This window comes from Nocardia sp. NPDC049149, assembly GCF_043197455.1.
Classification (GTDB): Bacteria; Actinomycetota; Actinomycetes; order Mycobacteriales; family Mycobacteriaceae; genus Nocardia.
In genome coordinates, this window is sequence record NZ_JBICTD010000005.1 from 475468 (window position 1) to 492223 (window position 16756).

At 67.9% G+C, this 16756-nt stretch carries 18 protein-coding genes; 4 read left to right on the forward strand and 14 right to left on the reverse strand.

What is annotated here, in order from left to right; genetic code table 11:
• From ACGFNJ_RS22860 to infA, 13 genes are all read right to left on the reverse strand, one after another.
• Entirely contained in the window at window positions 1-915 is a 915-nt protein-coding gene (locus ACGFNJ_RS22860) for a TAXI family TRAP transporter solute-binding subunit (protein ID WP_393451530.1), read from the reverse strand.
• Window positions 909-2339, reverse strand: a complete 1431-nt coding sequence (locus ACGFNJ_RS22865; protein WP_393451533.1) for a sensor histidine kinase — start codon at window positions 2337-2339, stop codon at window positions 909-911. Before ACGFNJ_RS22865 ends, ACGFNJ_RS22860 begins: the two co-directional genes overlap by 7 nt.
• A 13-nt stretch (window positions 2340-2352) precedes the next feature.
• Complete coding sequence (locus tag ACGFNJ_RS22870) at window positions 2353-3012, reverse strand: response regulator transcription factor (protein ID WP_393451536.1); 660 nt, start codon at window positions 3010-3012, stop codon at window positions 2353-2355.
• A 216-nt stretch (window positions 3013-3228) separates the two neighbouring features.
• A complete protein-coding gene (locus ACGFNJ_RS22875; RefSeq protein WP_393451539.1) occupies window positions 3229-4632 on the reverse strand; it encodes an MFS transporter in 1404 nt (467 codons plus the stop codon).
• A gap of 240 nt (window positions 4633-4872) precedes the next feature.
• Window positions 4873-5703 carry an LLM class F420-dependent oxidoreductase gene (locus tag ACGFNJ_RS22880; protein ID WP_393451542.1) on the reverse strand — a complete coding sequence of 277 codons (831 nt, stop codon included), beginning with the start codon at window positions 5701-5703 and terminating at the stop codon, window positions 4873-4875.
• A 119-nt stretch (window positions 5704-5822) separates the two neighbouring features.
• Window positions 5823-6656 (reverse strand): tRNA pseudouridine(38-40) synthase TruA, encoded by an 834-nt coding sequence (gene truA, locus ACGFNJ_RS22885; protein ID WP_393452243.1) that lies wholly within the window; start codon window positions 6654-6656, stop codon window positions 5823-5825.
• A 136-nt stretch (window positions 6657-6792) separates the two neighbouring features.
• On the reverse strand, window positions 6793-7329 hold the full coding sequence (rplQ, locus tag ACGFNJ_RS22890) for a 50S ribosomal protein L17 (protein ID WP_393451545.1): 537 nt from the start codon (window positions 7327-7329) through the stop codon (window positions 6793-6795).
• A gap of 52 nt (window positions 7330-7381) precedes the next feature.
• Window positions 7382-8440, reverse strand: coding sequence for a DNA-directed RNA polymerase subunit alpha (locus tag ACGFNJ_RS22895; protein ID WP_014981770.1), 1059 nt, complete (start codon window positions 8438-8440; stop codon window positions 7382-7384).
• A 100-nt stretch (window positions 8441-8540) separates the two neighbouring features.
• The gene (gene rpsD / locus ACGFNJ_RS22900; protein ID WP_014981769.1) at window positions 8541-9146 is read right to left on the reverse strand and encodes a 30S ribosomal protein S4; all 606 of its coding nucleotides are present in this window, start codon (window positions 9144-9146) and stop codon (window positions 8541-8543) included.
• A 22-nt stretch (window positions 9147-9168) separates the two neighbouring features.
• Window positions 9169-9582: a 30S ribosomal protein S11 gene (rpsK, locus tag ACGFNJ_RS22905; RefSeq protein ID WP_014981768.1), complete on the reverse strand. Its 414-nt coding sequence runs from the start codon at window positions 9580-9582 to the stop codon at window positions 9169-9171.
• Between the two features lie 10 nt (window positions 9583-9592).
• The gene (gene rpsM / locus ACGFNJ_RS22910) at window positions 9593-9967 is read right to left on the reverse strand and encodes a 30S ribosomal protein S13 (RefSeq protein ID WP_014981767.1); all 375 of its coding nucleotides are present in this window, start codon (window positions 9965-9967) and stop codon (window positions 9593-9595) included.
• Window positions 9968-10161: 194 nt separating this feature from the next.
• Window positions 10162-10275 (reverse strand): 50S ribosomal protein L36, encoded by a 114-nt coding sequence (gene rpmJ, locus ACGFNJ_RS22915; protein WP_011207363.1) that lies wholly within the window; start codon window positions 10273-10275, stop codon window positions 10162-10164.
• 155 nt (window positions 10276-10430) lie between these two features.
• On the reverse strand, window positions 10431-10652 hold the full coding sequence (infA, locus tag ACGFNJ_RS22920; RefSeq protein WP_003418601.1) for a translation initiation factor IF-1: 222 nt from the start codon (window positions 10650-10652) through the stop codon (window positions 10431-10433).
• A 696-nt stretch (window positions 10653-11348) separates the two neighbouring features.
• On the opposite strand from infA, the gene ACGFNJ_RS22925 reads away from it, so the two are divergent.
• Both ACGFNJ_RS22925 and ACGFNJ_RS22930 read left to right on the forward strand, forming a co-directional pair.
• Complete coding sequence (locus tag ACGFNJ_RS22925; protein WP_393451552.1) at window positions 11349-11822, forward strand: hypothetical protein; 474 nt, start codon at window positions 11349-11351, stop codon at window positions 11820-11822.
• Window positions 11823-11847: 25 nt separating this feature from the next.
• Complete coding sequence (locus tag ACGFNJ_RS22930; RefSeq protein ID WP_393451554.1) at window positions 11848-14529, forward strand: AAA family ATPase; 2682 nt, start codon at window positions 11848-11850, stop codon at window positions 14527-14529.
• A 134-nt stretch (window positions 14530-14663) separates the two neighbouring features.
• On the opposite strand, the gene ACGFNJ_RS22935 is transcribed toward ACGFNJ_RS22930, so the two are convergent.
• On the reverse strand, window positions 14664-15164 hold the full coding sequence (locus ACGFNJ_RS22935; protein ID WP_393451557.1) for a DUF4254 domain-containing protein: 501 nt from the start codon (window positions 15162-15164) through the stop codon (window positions 14664-14666).
• 170 nt (window positions 15165-15334) lie between these two features.
• Between ACGFNJ_RS22935 and ACGFNJ_RS22940 the strand changes: the two genes are divergently transcribed.
• Both ACGFNJ_RS22940 and ACGFNJ_RS22945 read left to right on the forward strand, forming a co-directional pair.
• Entirely contained in the window at window positions 15335-16135 is an 801-nt protein-coding gene (locus tag ACGFNJ_RS22940) for a GntR family transcriptional regulator (protein WP_393451560.1), read from the forward strand.
• A 5-nt stretch (window positions 16136-16140) separates the two neighbouring features.
• Window positions 16141-16707 carry a GNAT family N-acetyltransferase gene (locus tag ACGFNJ_RS22945; protein ID WP_393451563.1) on the forward strand — a complete coding sequence of 189 codons (567 nt, stop codon included), beginning with the start codon at window positions 16141-16143 and terminating at the stop codon, window positions 16705-16707.
• Window positions 16708-16756 lie beyond the last annotated feature (49 nt).

Below are 16756 nucleotides of genomic sequence, written 5' to 3' on the forward strand. Positions count from 1 at the left end.
TCAGCCGTGCCAGCGGCGGTAGACCTCGATGGCGCCGGGATGCAGTGGGACCGGCGCGGTGCCGATCAGGGAACGGCCGTCGAGGAACTGGGTGCCCGCCGCCTCGGTGGGCACCAGCGAATCCGCTTGATACACCAGTAGTTCGACGATCGCAGCGGCGATGTCCTGCGACATCGACGCCGCGGCGAGCATCAGGTTCGCCACGCCGATGGTGTGCACCGCGGAACCGCCGGGATAGGCGTCGGCGGGGATCTCCACCCGGTCGTACACCGGGCCGAATCGCTCGCGCATCGGCACCGCCCACTCGCCCATGTCCACCAGCCGCATCCGGCTCGGCACCTCGAGCACCGTCGTCGGCACGCCGCCCGCCCACAGCAGCGCGTCCGAGGCACCGGAGTTCAACGCTGCCACCGCATCCCGCAGCGGCCGATGCGAAATCACCACGTCCTCTTGCGGATCCATCCCGGCGACGCGAAGCAGCCGGTCGCCGGTCAACGCCGCACCCGACCCGTCGGCACCCAAATTCACCCTGGCGCCACGCAAGTCGGCCACGCCGGCGATCGGGCTGTCCGAGCGCACCACCAGCTGCAGGTAGTTCTCGTACACCCGGCCGAGCGCAAGCATCCGGTCCGTCGTGTCCCCCACCGAATCCGACAGCGCCAGCGCCGCATCCACCTGGCCCTGCGCCAGCATCGTCAGGTTCTCCTGCGATCCCGACGTGGTCACCCGCTCGATCCGCACGTTCCCCGATTTGGCAGCAACGGCACTCAGCAGCCCCGCGAAGGCGTGATAGAAACCGCCGACCTCTCCCGAGGCCAGCCGGACCAGCGGCCCGCCACCGCCCGGCCCGCACCCGGCCATGCCCGCCGCGGCGACCGCGCCGGTCAGTGCGAGAAACCCGCGCCGATTCACCATTGTTCACCCCACGCGGGCAAGCGGATTCGCACGGCAAGCCCCTGCGGCTGCACCGGTTCGACGGTCAGCGTGCCGCCACGCGCCTGGGCGAGCGCCGCCGCGATCGGCAGCCCGAGCCCGGAACCGCCACTGGCGGCATCGGATCCGCGGTAGAAGCGGGTGATGAGCCGGTCCACCTCTTCGGGGCGTACGCCTGCGCCGTTGTCGTTGATGGCCACGGTGACCCAACCCGGCGCGGTTTCCACACCGACAACGGTCTTGGCGCCCACCCCCGCGTACCGCGACGAATTACTCAGCGGCACATCGAGTATCTGCGCCAGCGCATCGGCGGAGACCGCGACGTCGGCATGCACCGGCGACGGTGCGACGAGTAGTTCCTGCCCCGCGCTCGCATAGGCCGAACACCATGCGTCGAACCGGTCCGCAACCACCTGCACCGCGTCGCAATGCTGATCGGACTCCGCCGTGCGAACCGCGTCGAAGGCGGCGGGCGTCTCGGCGACGGCCAAGCTGAGCAAGCCGTCCAGCAGCGCCGTCAATCGTTCCACCTCGGCGCTGGCACCGCGGAAGGTGTTCGCCGCAACATCCGGTATCGCGGGCTCTAGTGAGTCGAGCCGAATTGTCAGTGCCGCCAGCGGGTTCCGCATCGCATGCGCGGTATCGGCGACGAGCTGGCGTTGCGCGTCGACCGAATCGGCGACGGCAAGCGCCATCGCATCGAAAGACTCGGCGACGGCCCGCATTTCCGGCGGACCACCGTGACGCCGGGCGATCGACGGCGGGCGGGCCTGCACCGTCTCGGCGCGCGGGGCAGGCAGTGTCGCCGTCAGATCCGCGACCGCATGCGAAAGCGCCGCGAGCGGCCGCAGCACCCAGCGGCTCAAAGTCAGGGCGAGCAGGGTGAACAGGGCCATCGCGATCACGCACCCCAGCACGATCAACGCCCAGGTCCGCGCGATATCGGCGCGCGCACGCGCGGTCGAGGCCTGAATCACCACCGCCCCGTTGACCTGGATGCCGGTGCCGACCGGCCTGGCGATGAGCATGGTCGGCGCGCCCCACGGCGTCAGCTGGTTCTCGGCGTGCGGGCGCTGGTTGCGCCGTGCCGCGGCCACCGCGGCGCCGATACCGGGATCGGCAATGGTCGCACCGCCATTGGCGGTCGTCGCGCCCTTGGCATCGACCACAAGGACGTTGTCGCCGAACAGTTCGTGATAGCGGAGCACCTCGTCCGCGAGCGCGCGAGTGTCCCCGGTCGACGACGCGGCGGAGGCCAGGTTCGCGAACCGGTCGGCGTCCCCCGAGCGGGCGAGCACCAACTGCTGGGTCCGGCTGGTCGCGACCGTCAGCGAGAGCGGCACCGCGAAGGCGAACACCGCGATCGCGGCGAAGACGGTCAGCGCGATGAGTAGGCGGCGCCGCACGGCGTGCCCCCGCTCACTGCCCCCACCGATATCCGTAGCCGCGAATGGTGGTGATGAGACCGGGCCGGTTCAGCTTGCTCCGCAACCCGGTCATGTGCACATCCAGCGACCGCGACACCGCGACGAACGCGTCGCCCCAGATCCGATCCATCAGCTGCTGTCTGCTCACCGCGGCCCCCGGCCGCTCCACCAGCGCCTCGACCAATTCGAATTCCTTCTGCGTCAACATGATCGGTTCCCCGGCCACCTCGACGACGCGAGCTTGCAGGTCGACCCTGACGTCCCCGGTGACCACCTCGGCCTGCGCGGGTTGCGCCGCAGCGGCCGCACGCCGGGTGACGGTCTCCAGCCGCGCCATCAACTCCGCGATCCGCGGCGGCTTCACCACGTAGTCGTCGGCGCCGCCGCGCAGGCCGCGCACGATGGACCGCTCGTCGCTGCGCGCGGTCAGAATGAGCACAGGTACCTGACTCACCTCGCGCAACTGCCGCAGCACCTGCAGCCCGTCGGCGTCGGGCAGGCCGAGGTCGAGGATCACCGCGTCGTAACCGCGGTGCGCCGTAAGGAGATCGGCGCCGCGCCGTTTGCGCTCGGCCCGGTATCCCCGGGCGTTGAGCGCCTCAACCAGCGCGTCGCCAACGCCGTCGTCGTCTTCGACCACCGCAAGCCGCACGCGCCGATCCTCCCATAACGGGTGGATCGGCGCGTGTGCCGGGCTGTCAGTCACGCGCGGTGGCCAACGGTCGATCCGGCTCGGCCACCCCGACACCGACCCCAGTATCGGTGTCGGGAGTGGTGGAGACTCGGCCTCGATGGTCGAGGAAGCCGAGGTCTCCCGCAGGAAGAAGTACGCGGTCAGCGCGATCGCGATACACGCGGCGGCCGGTGATCAGCGTGCTGCGGAGACGAGGCCACGCTCCGACTCCGGACCGCTCGACTCGAAGGCGTGACCGGCCTCGCGGTCGAGCTCGGTGGTGGACTTGTTCTTCAGGAAGAAGATGTAGACCAGGAGCGAACCAGCGATGAGCGCGGTGACATAGGCGATGAACTGCGGAACCATATCGTGCTTCTTCATGGCTTCGTAGATCACCGGCGCGGTCCCGCCGAAGGCGGAATTGGCCAGCGCATAACCCATGCCCACACCGAGTGCCCGGATGTTTGCCGGGAACAGTTCGGCCTTGACCAGCGCGTTGATCGAGGTGTACCCGGTGAGGATGATGTACCCGATGGCCAGCAAGCCGAAGGAGGCGAGCGCGTTGTGGCTCTTCGGCAGGAAGGTGATCAGGAAGTAGGTGTAGATCACCCCGCCCACTCCGAAGAACACCAGCAACGGCTTGCGGCCCACCCGGTCACTGATCCAACCGCCCACCGGTTGCAGGCCCATCAGGAAGATCAGGCCGATCAGGTTGACCCAGGTGGCCACCGAGGCGTCGCTGCCGGTGAACGCCTTCTTCACGATCGCCGGAGCGTTCACGCTGTAGGTGTAGAACGCGACGGTGCCGCCCATGGTGATCAGGAAGCACAGCAGCAGCGGCCGCCACTGCCGAACCAGCAATTCCTTCATAGACCCCGAGGTGCGGTCGGCACCGGAGCGGGCGGCATCGATGTGGTCTTTGGACAGTGATTCGTCCATGTCACGCCGCAACCAGAACACCACGACCGCCGCGAGTCCGCCGATAGCGAAGGGGATGCGCCAGCCCCAGTCCTGAATCTGTCCCTTGTCCAGAACCGCGGTCATGATCAGCAAGGTGAACTGCGCCAGCACGTGGCCGCCGATCAGCGTGACGTACTGGAACGAGGAGAAGAAACCACGCTTGCCCTTGGTCGCCACCTCGGACATGTACGTCGCCGAGGTGCCGTATTCGCCGCCGGTGGCAAAGCCCTGGACCAGCCGGAAGACGATGAGCAACGCCGCGGCGCCCACACCGATGGTCTCCCGGGTCGGCATGATCGCGATGCCGAAGGAACACGCTGCCATCAGGGTCACGCTGAACACCAGCGCGGCGCGGCGGCCGTGCCGGTCGGCGTAACGGCCGAAGTACCAGGAGCCGATCGGGCGCATCAAGAAGGTGACAGCGAAGATTGCATAAACGTAGATGGAGGAGTTCTCGTCCTCCTTCGCGAAGAACTGATTCTGAAAGTAGGTCGCGAAGACGGTGTAGATATAGACGTCATACCATTCGACGAGGTTTCCCGAAGACCCCTTCAACGTATTCAGAATTGCACGCCGAGTGCTGGTTGGCACCGATATGGGAGCCGAATTGGGCTCCGACGCCTTACTCAATGTGGACATTGACCTACCTCCTTCGACGCAGCTGTGCGCCTTCACGAAAGAGTGTGTCTGCTGTCACAGCCCCTGCGGAAGCAGGTGACGGGATCTCTAACGTTCCCTTAGGGCGATCGAAAAGCGCTGGCTGGGCCCAGTTCCGTAGCGACGCACGGATACCAGGTGGCAGCGGCTACGACGGCACACGCGCCACCATGGCACCAGGTGCGGGGCTTGAATGGGTCCGCAGCCAACAGCTTTCGTCGATCAGCCGCGGCTGTTCAACACGGGAGCCAAAGTCCGCAGTACGGAGACATAGTCGTCGCCGAGTGCGCGCAGCGCGACGTGGTTCGCGCCCGCGTCGAGGTGCGTGGCGACCTGCGCGGCAACCTGTTCCGGTGTGCCGTGCGCGATCACCGCGTCGAACACGCGGCCTTGGGAATCGGCGAGTTCGGCGTCGGTGAAGCCGAGCCTGCGCAGGTTCGAGGCGTAGTTGGTCAGGCCGCCGTAGAAGTCGATGACCCAGCCTGCGACCGAATGCGCCTGCGCCACATCGTCACTCAGCACCACCGTGTGCGCTGGCGCGAGCAACGCGTCCTGGCCGACCGTCGCGCGTGCCTGCGCGGAGTGCGCTGCGGGGACGAAGAAGGGCAGTGCGCCCGCGGAGCGATCGGCGGCCAGCTTCAGCACGCGCGGGCCGAGCGCGGCCACCGCGCGACGCTCAGCGGGCACGCCCGCGGCGTCCAGCTCGTCGAGGTACTCGACGAGCGCGTCATACGGCTTGCGGTACTCGCCAGTGTGCTCAGGATGGCCTGCGCCGATGCCGAGCAGGAACCGGCCGGGAAAGCGGGCCTCGATCCGGTGGAACGACTCGGCGACCTCCTTCGCGGGCGCAGACCAGATGTTCACGATGCTGGTCCCGACGGTGATCGACTCGGTCGCCGCGAGCAACGGCTCGACTGCCGACAGATCAGCGGGCGGCGACGACCCGAGCCAGAGCGTGCCATAACCGGATTCCTCCAGCGCCTTGGCATCCTCCGGGCTCACCCCGTTGAATTCCCGCCATACACCGAACCGTCCGAGTCCTTCGAATGTCATGACACCCGTCAACCGGCTTATCGCCGGTCCTATTCCGGCGACACCGCGTGGGGCGTACCCGCTTATCCGAGTGGCCACCGGCCCCGTCGCGGTCAGCTGGCGCAGCACCTCGCGAGAACTCAGTCCCCGCAACACCCTTCGGCGGTCGGCACGGTGCGCACCTCTCGGGTCTGCGCGTTGCGCGCGGCGAGGTCGGCGTCGGCGGGGTAGTCGACCGCGACCAGGCTCAGGCCGTGCGCGGGGGCGACGGTAACCGAGCTGGAGCGTTCGGTCTCCTGCAGGAGCCCACCCACCCAGTCCGGCGTGCGGCGGCCCTCCCCGACCGCGAGCACCGCGCCGACCAGGCTGCGAACCATCGACCAGCAGAACGCGTCCGCGCTCACGGCGGCGGTCAGCAGGTCGCCGTCGCGCGCCCAGTCGAAACGCTGCAGCTCCCGCACCGTGGTCGCGCCTTCCCTGCGACGGCAGAACGCCGCGAAGTTGTGCAGGCCCAACAACTTTCGGGATGCCGCACGCATCGCCTCGACATCGACGTCGTGGCGACAGGCGACAATGCTGCGCGCCTGCAGCGGTTCTGCGCCGTAGGGTGCGGTGGTCAGCCGGTAGACGTAGTGGCGGCGAATCGCCGAGAACCGCGCGTCGAACTCGGGCGGAGCCAGCCGAACATCTTTGATCCGAACATCTTTCGGCAGGAAGCGCGCCATCCGGTGCACGATCTTGCCCGGCTCGACCTCGGCGGCGGTGTCGAAATGCGCGACCTGTCCCTCGGCATGGACACCGGCGTCGGTGCGACCCGCGACCGTCAACTGCACCGGCTCACGGAACACCTTGGTCAGCGCCTCCTCCAGCACGCCCTGCACCGTACGCAGGCCCGGCTGTCGCGCCCATCCGGTGAAATCGGTGCCGTCATAACTGATATCGAGCCGGACCCGCGCGGTCGACGGCGCGACCATCGCGGCAGCATCGATCCCCGGCTCGGGCACCAGCACCGAATCCTGCACCGTCACAACGACCTCCTGGTCATACGAACGAGCCCGCCGACCCGGAACCGGGTGGCGGGCTCATTCGAGAACACGACGCAACGAGGCGTCAGGCGTCCTTCTTGTCCTCAGCGGCCTCGTCAGCAGCCGGGGCCTCGGTGGTCTCGGCGACAGCCTCGTCGGCGGCCTCCTCGACAACCTTGTCCTCGACGACCTCGGCAGCCGGAGCGGCCTCGGTCTTCTGCGACGCGGCAACACGGCGAGCGCGATCGGCCTCGTTGGTCACGGTCTTCTCGCGAACCAGCTCGATGATCGCCATCGGCGCGTTGTCACCCTTGCGGGGCAGCGTCTTCGTGATGCGGGTGTAGCCACCTTCGCGACCCTCGAACGAGGGGCCGATCGTGGCGAAGAGCTCGTGCACGACGTCCTTGTTGCGGATCACCTTGAGCACCTCACGACGGTCGGCAAGGGTGCCGGCCTTCGCCTTGGTGACCAGCTTCTCCGCATACGGGCGCAGTGCCTTGGCCTTGGCCTCGGTGGTCGAAATTCGACCGTGCTCGAAGAGCGCCGTCGCCAGATTGGCGAAGATCGCCTTCTGGTGCGACGCCGACCCGCCGAAGCGAGCACCCTTCTTGGGCTTGGGCATTAGTTGTTCTCCTTGTGTGAGGCCGGGCCGGGGTGCCTACCCCGCGTCCGACCTAGAGCTGTTCGGTCTCGGCGTAGTCCTGCTCGCCACCGTCGGTGTCACTGAACGTGCCGCTGTCGCTCCACGTTCCGGTGCTCGCGTCGTAGCCGACCACGCTGGACGGGTCGAACGACGCCGGGCTGTCCTTGAGCGAGAGGCCGAGCGCGTGCAGCTTGACCTTGACCTCGTCGATGGACTTCTGGCCGAAGTTACGGATGTCCAGCAGGTCCGACTCGGTGCGGGCGACAAGCTCGCCCACCGTGTGCACACCCTCGCGCTTGAGGCAGTTGTAGGACCGGACGGTGAGGTCCAGGTCCTCGATCGGCAGACCGAACGAGGCGATGTGGTCCGCCTCGGCCGGCGAGGGGCCGATCTCGATGCCTTCGGCTTCGACGTTCAGCTCACGGGCCAGGCCGAAGAGCTCGACCAGGGTCTTGCCCGCCGAGGCGAGCGCGTCCCGCGCGCTGATGGAGTTCTTGGTCTCCACGTCCAGGATGAGCCGGTCGAAGTCGGTGCGCTGCTCGACACGGGTGGCCTCGACCTTGTAGGTCACCTTGAGCACCGGCGAGTAGATCGAATCCACCGGGATCCGGCCGATTTCCGCACCGGACGCCTTGTTCTGCACGGCGGGGACGTAGCCGCGACCGCGCTCGACAACGAGCTCGATCTCCAGCTTGCCCTTGTCGTTCAGGGTGGCGATGTGCATGTCCGGGTTGTGGACGACGACACCGGTCGGCGGCACGATGTCACCGGCGGTGACGGTGCCGGGGCCCTGCTTGCGCACGTACATCGTGACCGGCTCGTCCTCCTCCGAGGACACGACCAGACCCTTGAGGTTCAGGATGATGTCGGTGACATCTTCCTTCACGCCGGGAACGGTGGTGAACTCGTGCAGCACGCCGTCGATACGAATGCTCGTGACCGCGGCCCCCGGGATCGAGGACAGCAGGGTACGCCGAAGCGAATTGCCCAGGGTGTAACCGAAACCCGGCTCCAGAGGTTCGATGGTGAACTTCGAGCGGTTCTCGGCGACGACCTCTTCGGTCAGTGTCGGACGCTGTGAAATCAGCATTTAGGATCATCCTCCTGTTTGGGCGCCCGCTATTTGACGCCTCGTTTTAGGGGTTGTGTGTGGCCGTCCGATACGAACGACCACACACCGGTGGAACCGCTTACTTCGAGTAGTACTCGACGATGAGCTGTTCCTGCAGCGGCACATCGATCTGTGCGCGTTCCGGCTGCTGGTGCACCAGGATCCGGAGGCGGCCGGGCAGCACCTGCAGCCAGCCGGGCACCGGACGGTCGCCGACGGTCTCGCGCGCCACCTGGAACGGCAGCGTGCCGAGCGACTTCTCCTTGACATCGATGATGTCGTACTGGGTCACCTGGAAGCTGGGGACGTTCACGGCCCGGTTGTTCACCAGGAAGTGGCCGTGGCTGACCAGCTGGCGCGCCTGGCGACGGGTACGGGCCAGACCGGCGCGGTACACGACGTTGTCGAGGCGGCACTCCAGCAGGCGAAGCAGGTTGTCACCGGTCTTGCCCTTGAGGCGGTTGGCCTCTTCGTAGTACCGGCGGAACTGCTTCTCCATGACGCCGTAGGAGAAGCGAGCCTTCTGCTTCTCCTGCAGCTGGAGCAGGTACTCGCTCTCCTTGATCCGCGCGCGGCCGTGCTGGCCGGGCGGGTAGGGGCGACGCTCGAACGCCTGGTCGCCGCCGACGAGGTCGACGCGCAGACGACGCGACTTGCGGGTGATGGGGCCTGTATAACGAGCCATTTGTTATCTCTTTCCTTTCCCGCTAGACGCGACGACGCTTGGGCGGACGGCAGCCGTTGTGCGGCTGGGGGGTGACATCGGAGATGGTGCCAACCTCCAGGCCCGCGGCCTGCAGCGAACGGATCGCGGTCTCGCGGCCCGAACCCGGGCCCTTGACGAAGACGTCGACCTTCTTGACGCCGTTCTCCTGCGCCTTACGGGCAGCGTTCTCGGCAGCGAGCTGCGCGGCGAACGGGGTCGACTTGCGCGAACCCTTGAAGCCGACGTGACCCGACGACGCCCAGGAGATGACGTTGCCGTTCGGGTCGGTGATCGACACGATCGTGTTGTTGAACGTGCTCTTGATGTGTGCGTGGCCGTGCGGGACGTTCTTCTTTTCCCGGCGACGCGACTTCTGGGTCTTCTTGGGGCCGGAGGCCCTGGACTTCGGAGGCATCGGTTATCCCCTACTTCTTCTTGCCGGCGACGGTGCGCTTCGGGCCCTTGCGGGTGCGCGCGTTGGTCTTGGTGCGCTGACCACGCACGGGCAGGCCACGACGGTGGCGCAGGCCCTGGTAGCAGCCGATCTCGATCTTGCGACGGATATCGGCCTGCACCTCGCGGCGCAGGTCACCTTCGACCTTGAGCTCGGGCGAGCTCTCGATGTAGTCACGCAGCTGCGTCACCTGGTCGTCGCTGAGGTCCTTGCTGCGCAGGTCCGGGCTGACGCCGGTGGCCGCGAGGATCTCCTTGGAGCGGGTACGGCCGATGCCGTAGATGTAAGTCAGCGCGATCTCCATGCGCTTTTCGCGCGGGAGATCAACGCCCATGAGACGTGCCATGTGGCAGGTTCCTTAATCGTTGCGGAGGTCTGCTCCCTGTCCATCCCCTCGTCTTGTGTGGGGCACCGGCCTCCGTACCGGTGGTAGGCGCACACGCCTTCCTGGCGGACCAGGAATACCGCAGCGTGCGGCTGGAGCTGGGAGTTCTTCTTCAGTTGGCCAAGCCGATCAGTGATCGGTGCCCGGCTGGTGAATCAGCCCTGGCGCTGCTTGTGGCGCAGGTTGTCGCAGATCACCATGACCCGACCGTGACGGCGGATCACCTTGCACTTCTCGCAGATCTTCTTGACGCTCGGCTGAACCTTCACGTCCGTCCAATCTTGTTGTGGTTCACACGGGTGTGAACACAGTTTTTCCCCAGCCGACGACTGGGGAAGTCTCTGTGGTGGGTCTTGCGACCCGGTCCCGGCTCACACCGGGAGTGGTGGCCTGCTACCGCCGCCGTAACCGCGAGGAGTCGCGATCACTTGTAGCGGTAAACGATTCGGCCGCGTGACAGGTCGTAGGGAGAGAGCTCGACGACTACGCGGTCCTCGGGGAGGATACGAATGTAGTGCTGCCGCATCTTCCCGCTGATGTGCGCGAGAACTTTGTGCCCGTTCTCGAGCTCGATCCGGAACATCGCATTGGGCAGCGGCTCGACAACTCGACCCTCGACCTCGATGGCCCCGTCTTTCTTCGCCATGTCCTCCGCGATCCCGGTTACGCTCAACCTGGTTTGTTTGGCTTGCTTCTGCTTACATGGACCCATCGGTCGAACCTGACCGATGACATGCGAACAGTCGGCGCATAGGTGCACCGCCGCTCCAGCTTACCGGTATGCCCTGGTTCCGGCAAAAATGCCCCTTGCACCGCGGGGCGCCGGTACGCTTCTCGCGCCGTTCAGGACGCGAAAACTGGACCCGCGACCCCCTGGCCTCCTGCGCCGCTGCGGTGTCGGAGCTTCGCGTAAACTAACCGCTGTCCAGGTATAAGGTCGAGCAGACTTAGGGGGATTCGTGAGCCGGAGTAACGACGGCCTCCCCATGCTGCCGCCGTGGCTATCCGAGAGCGATGTCACCCCCGGCGGCTACGAAGCGCCGGTACAGAACCTTCCCGCCGATGACCCGATCGAAGAGGGGCCGAGTCGGCGACGTGGTCGTTTCAAGAACCGTGCGACAGAGGGCGAGCGCCCCGATGCGGCGCCGAACGCACGTCAGGAAAAGCGCAAAGGCAGAGGCTGGCGCCGCGACAAGAACGACGAGCAGCCCGTCGATGAGCGGCTCGGACCGCCCCCGGATATGACACAGGGCCGGGCGCCCGACTCGGTGATCCGCGAAACCGAAGCACCGCAGGACTCGTGGTGGCGCCAGCCCGAGCCCGCCCCGCGCCAGGACGACTCGTGGCAGACAGGCCCGCCACCGCGCAGCGAGGGACCGGCACAGAGTCTGCCCACCCGGAACCCCCGCCCGCCCGCGCCCGGCTTCCAACCGCTCGGCCGGTCGGCCGAGGCCGAGGGGCCCGCGGTCCCTACCTCGTCCGCGCCTACCTCGTCCGCGCCCGCATCGTCCGCGCCGACAGCGCCCGCGCCCGCATCGTCGGCACCGACACCGTCTGCACCCGCATCGTCGGCACCCGCATCGTCGGCACCCGCATCGTCGGCACCGACATCGTCTGCACCCGCATCATCCGCGCCCACGTCGTCGGTGCCCACGTCGTCTGCACCGGCATCGTCCGCGCCCGCATCGTCGGTGCCCACGTCGTCCGCGCCCACGTCGTCCGCGCCCGCGCAGACCGGACCTTCGGTACCGAACGATCGGACGGCGCGGCTACAGCCTGCTCGGCCGGACCTGCCACCACCGCCGCCGCTGCCTGACGCACCGCCGCACGCATCGACCGGCGTGGGGCCCGCTCCGGTCGAGCGCTCCGCACCTGAACTCGAGCGCGAAGGCCCGCCACCGTGGCTGGCCGGACCGGACCAGGCCACCCGTCGGCCGCCGCTGCCCGAATCGCCTGCGCCACAGAGCCAGAGCGGTCCGTCGCCGACGGCGCCCGGTCCGCAACCCCGGCGCGATGAGCCGCACGCCACCGACGGCCCGCCGCCGTGGCTCGTGCGCTCCTCGACCGAGGAGCAGCCGTCGGCCGAGCAACCTGGCCGTCGCGGACCCGAACTTCCGCCGTCCCCTGGCGAACTCGCCGCCCGTACGGACCAGGCGACGCCCGCGGAGACCGGGCCGATCGACTCCGGAGCCGTTGCCTCGCGCAGTGGCGGAGGCAGGCCTACTACACCGGGTGACAGCGCCCCGACACCGCCCGACGGCACCGCACAGCGAGACCGGAACGCACCCGTCGGCGACGCCGAACGGCCAGGCACGCCAACCACTCCCGAACGTGGGGCCGCGTCACAGCATCCCCACAGCGCGCCTACCGGCGATCGCGGCGCTGAGCGGCCAGGCATGCCGACGGCTCCCGAGCATGGGACCGCGCCGCAAGGCGTACGCAATGGAGACCGCGCCACCCAGCGGCCCGATATACCGGCGGCACCCGAACGCGGGAGCGCGTCGCAGGGCCTCCCCAATGCGCCTACCGGCTCCGAACGACCGGGTGCACCGACTCCCGAAGCGCCGCAGCACCGCGGCCGTCCGGAAACCGGCCCTGGCACAACCGCGCCCGCGCCGTCGGGCCCGATGGCGCCGCAGCGCGGCCAGCTGCCGCCCGACGGCACCAGGCCGCCGAGCACTACTGGTCCGCTGGGTACTGGTGCACCACAACCTGATCGGACACCAGGTCCGGCTTCGACACCGCAGGCGCCCGCCGCCGAGTACCAGGGCCCGAACGGGACCACGGGACCGCAGCTGCCGGTCAGCCAGCCTGCGGCGGAGCGTCAGGACGCGAATCGCCAAGCACCCGGCTGGGTGGCGTCGTCGGGAGCAGGCACCGGGTCGGGCAGGCCGAACACCAGCGGGCGGCATCGCATGGCCGCCGAGTTCGAGGGCACGGCGCCCGACGGGCCACCGCGCAACGACCTCGGGCAGCCGACGGCCGATCCCGCTACACCCACTGAGCAGTGGCGCAACCCCGGCGACGCGGGCCAGGCGCCCGGTGCGCAATGGCGTGGACCGGCCGGGCCGACGAACGAATCCGTCCGCAGCCCATTGCCGTTCGCGGGCGGCCAGGCACCGGCAGGCGAAACCGGCGGTTACACACCGCCATTCATGGGCGGCCAGGCACCGGGCAGCGAACAGCCAGGCCCGCAGATCCCTGGCGAGCAGCAGCGCAACGCGCAGGCACCGACCGGCCGACCGGCGCAGGGCGAAACCGGCAGTTACACACCGCCATTCATCGGCGGCCAGGCACCCGGCAGCGATGGTCCGCAGGCAGCGAACAGGCAGCACCTGCCAGGACCGGCGCCGACGGGTGAAACCGGCGGTTACTCAGCACCATTCATGGGCGGCCAGGCACCAAGCGGCGACGAGCCAGGCGCACCGGGCAGCCAGCAGGTCGGGCAAGCACCAGGTACCCAGCAGGCGGGCGGATACGCCGGGCCGACGGCGGGCCAGGGACCGCAGGCCGGACACTGGGGTCGGCCCACTCCCCAACCGCAGCACCCGGGTCAGCCACTCCAGCAGCCCGGCGTGCAGTACCAGCAGGGACCATCACCTTCGCTGGACAACGTGCCGGTGCGGCGGGCACAGAAGTCGCCGGGCAGCGGCTGGCGCAAGGCGGTGCACCATGTGTCCGGCGGCGCGATCAACCCCGGCCTGTCCGCCGAGGAACGGCGCCTGCAGGAGCTGGTCGCCAGGATCAGGCAACCGGTACGCGGCGACTACCGCATCGCGACCCTCTCGCTGAAGGGCGGCGTCGGAAAGACCACGACGACAATGGGTATCGGCTCGATCTTCGCGTCCATTCGCGGTGACCGGGTGATCGCGGTCGACGCCAACCCCGACTTCGGCACGTTGTCGCAGCGGGTGCCGTTGCAGACCAGGTCCACCGTGCGCGACCTGCTGCTCGATCCGTCGATCCAGCGCTACTCGGATGTCCGCAGGCACACTTCACAGGCCACCAGCCGACTCGAAGTGCTTGCCAGCGAACGCGATCCGGCGGCGTCGGAGGCGTTCAGCGAGGACGAGTACCGTGCGGTGGCGCGCATCCTGCAGCGGTTCTACAACATCATCCTCACCGACTGCGGCACCGGGCTCATGCACTCGGCCATGGCAGGCGTGCTCGAGCTGGCGCACTCGCTGGTGCTGATCTCCTCCCCTGCGATCGACGGGGCCCGCAGTGCGGCAGCGACTTTGGATTGGCTGTCGCTGCACGGACACGATCATCTGGTGCGCAACGCGGTGGTGGTGATCAACTCGCCGCGCGCAGGCTCACCGAACGTCGGCATCCTGCAACTGCGCGAGTACTTCCTGTCGCGCTGCCGCGCCGTGCACATCATCCCGTTCGACATGCACATGTCCGAGGGCGCCGAGATCGATCTGCATCGCCTGCACAAGCAGACCAAGCGGGCCTATGTCGAACTCGCCGCCACCATCGCGGACGACTTCGCCACCGATCACCGCCGCTACCATCCCTGAAACACCCCCGTGTCACACCGTCACGTGACGCGGGGGTGCTCAGGCGCCAGCGTGCAGGCGCTGGGTGTACGAACGCGCGAGTGCGCGAAGTCGAAATCTGTTCGGGTGCTTGCCGACCCGCCCGAGAACCAGGACTACCACTCCGGCAGTCGGCGCCTGCCTGCGAGAATGTCGCGAACGAGATCGTCGTAGGCATCGGCGAGCTCGGCAAGGTGATGCCAAGCGCCGTGCAATCTTTCATCGTGCGCGTCCAGTGTCATCAGCGCGTGGTGGGCACGCACCGAGGATTCCGCGAGCCGGTCGAGCACCGCGCCGACGGTCTCGGTGTGCAACGTCGCACCGAGCCGATGCTGCGGCACCGTGCGCGCCACCCAGTCGTCGATCGCCATTACCAATTCGACTCTGCGACGCTCGATTTCGAGGACCACCGTCGGGTCGGTGTCCACCGATCCGCCGCGTCCGACCAGCCGTCGCTCATGCAGCACCGCGAGATCGCGTGCGAACCAGAGCAGCGGACCACCGACGACGCGGTGCCCGCGACACGCCCGAACAAGTAGATCCGAAGTCGGCAGCAGCCCAGCGGGCTGGGACTGCACCACCGATTCAGCGCACCGCAGTGCACCGGGAAGAGCCATTACGACCGTTGTATCCGAACCTGCCACGTTGCCTCGCCGTCATCGCCGCACAACACCGGATCAGGACGTTCATTACAATAAACCTCTGAAGGCACCTGTCAAGCGTTACCGGGCCGTAGGGAGTCACGAAGAGTACACTTCGTTACCTGCACGACCAACCGAGGAGCAAGATGGCGGACGGTCCGACGTATCACCGGATCGCAGACCTCCTCCGCGAGGAGATCCGCGCAGGCAAGTGGAAGCCGGGTGATCGGTTGCCCAGCCATACCGAGCTCGCCGAGCACATGCAGGTCTCACTTACGACCGCTCGCAATGCGATTCAAGTCCTGGTTGCCGAAAACCTGGTCTACACAGCGACTTCCCGCGGCACCATCGTGCGCAATCAGGAAGTGCTGGAATCCGTTGTGACCGATCACATCCGGCCCGATCGCCCGAAGACAGCGCACGACATCTTCGAGGAGATCGCGCGTGCCGCGAATCGGGTGCCCTCCAAGGAGTTCAGCGCCAAGATGGAGCCGGCGGGCCCCGAGGTGGCGCTGTGGCTCGGTGTGCCGGAGGACTCCTGGATTCTGGCGCGGACCGTCGTCCAGTACCTCGACAACGAGCCGTGGTCGTGGGAGGTGAGCTTCTATCCGCGAGATCTGGCCGAGGCCACCGGAATCGACTCACCACACGACATTCCGGAGGGCACCACCCGCAGGCTCGCCGACCGCGGCCAGGCCGAGACCGCGCACCGCGACACCCTCGTCGCCAGGCCCGCCTCCGCGGAAGAGGCGATGGTGCTCGGCGTGGCGACCGGCACCGTCCTGCTCGATCATCTGCGGATCGGCGCCAACCACGAGCGCGTCACCAGGGCCACCAGGCACCGCTCGATCGCGGCGAGCAACCGGCTCGCCTACCAGCTCGGCGATGCCGAAGGCATGGCCATTATCGAACGCACGCTTGGCGTGTCGTCCGAGGCGGATGGGTAGCCGCCATGACCACCGTGCTACGCAAGGCGACCCTCGGTGATCTCGGCCTGATCTGCCGACTCCGCGTGCAACGCACCGCGTGGCTCACCGCGCGCGGCTCGGACCAGTGGACGGTCGCGGGCCGCGGCCTGCCCATCGAGATCTTCGCCAGGTCCGTCGGCCGCGCGCTGGACGCGGGCGAGACCTGGATCGCGGAGGTGTCGGGCGAACCCGCAGGCACCATCACCGTCAACCATCGCGCCGACCCCGGCCTGTGGTCGTTGTGGGAGCTGACCGACGCCGTCGTGGTGCACTACATGATCGTCGACCTACGCTTCGCCGGCGAGCGGGTCGGTCACCGACTACTAGCGCACGCGGGAAGGATTGCCCGCCAACAGGAACGCGAGTGGGTACGACTAGACGCCTGGACCACGAACACCGAGTTGCACGACTACTACCGCAGGGCCGGTTTTCATCTCGCCCGGATCGCAGGGCCGGTGGCAACCGGCCCTTCTCGTGCCCTCTTCGAACGCCGCACCGACAGCTGGGATTTCGAGGACGCGCAGTACGAAGCGTCCTGGGCGCACGGATAACTCGGCTGCCGCTGTGATTCGCCGCTATACACGCGCACAGCGGCGAACC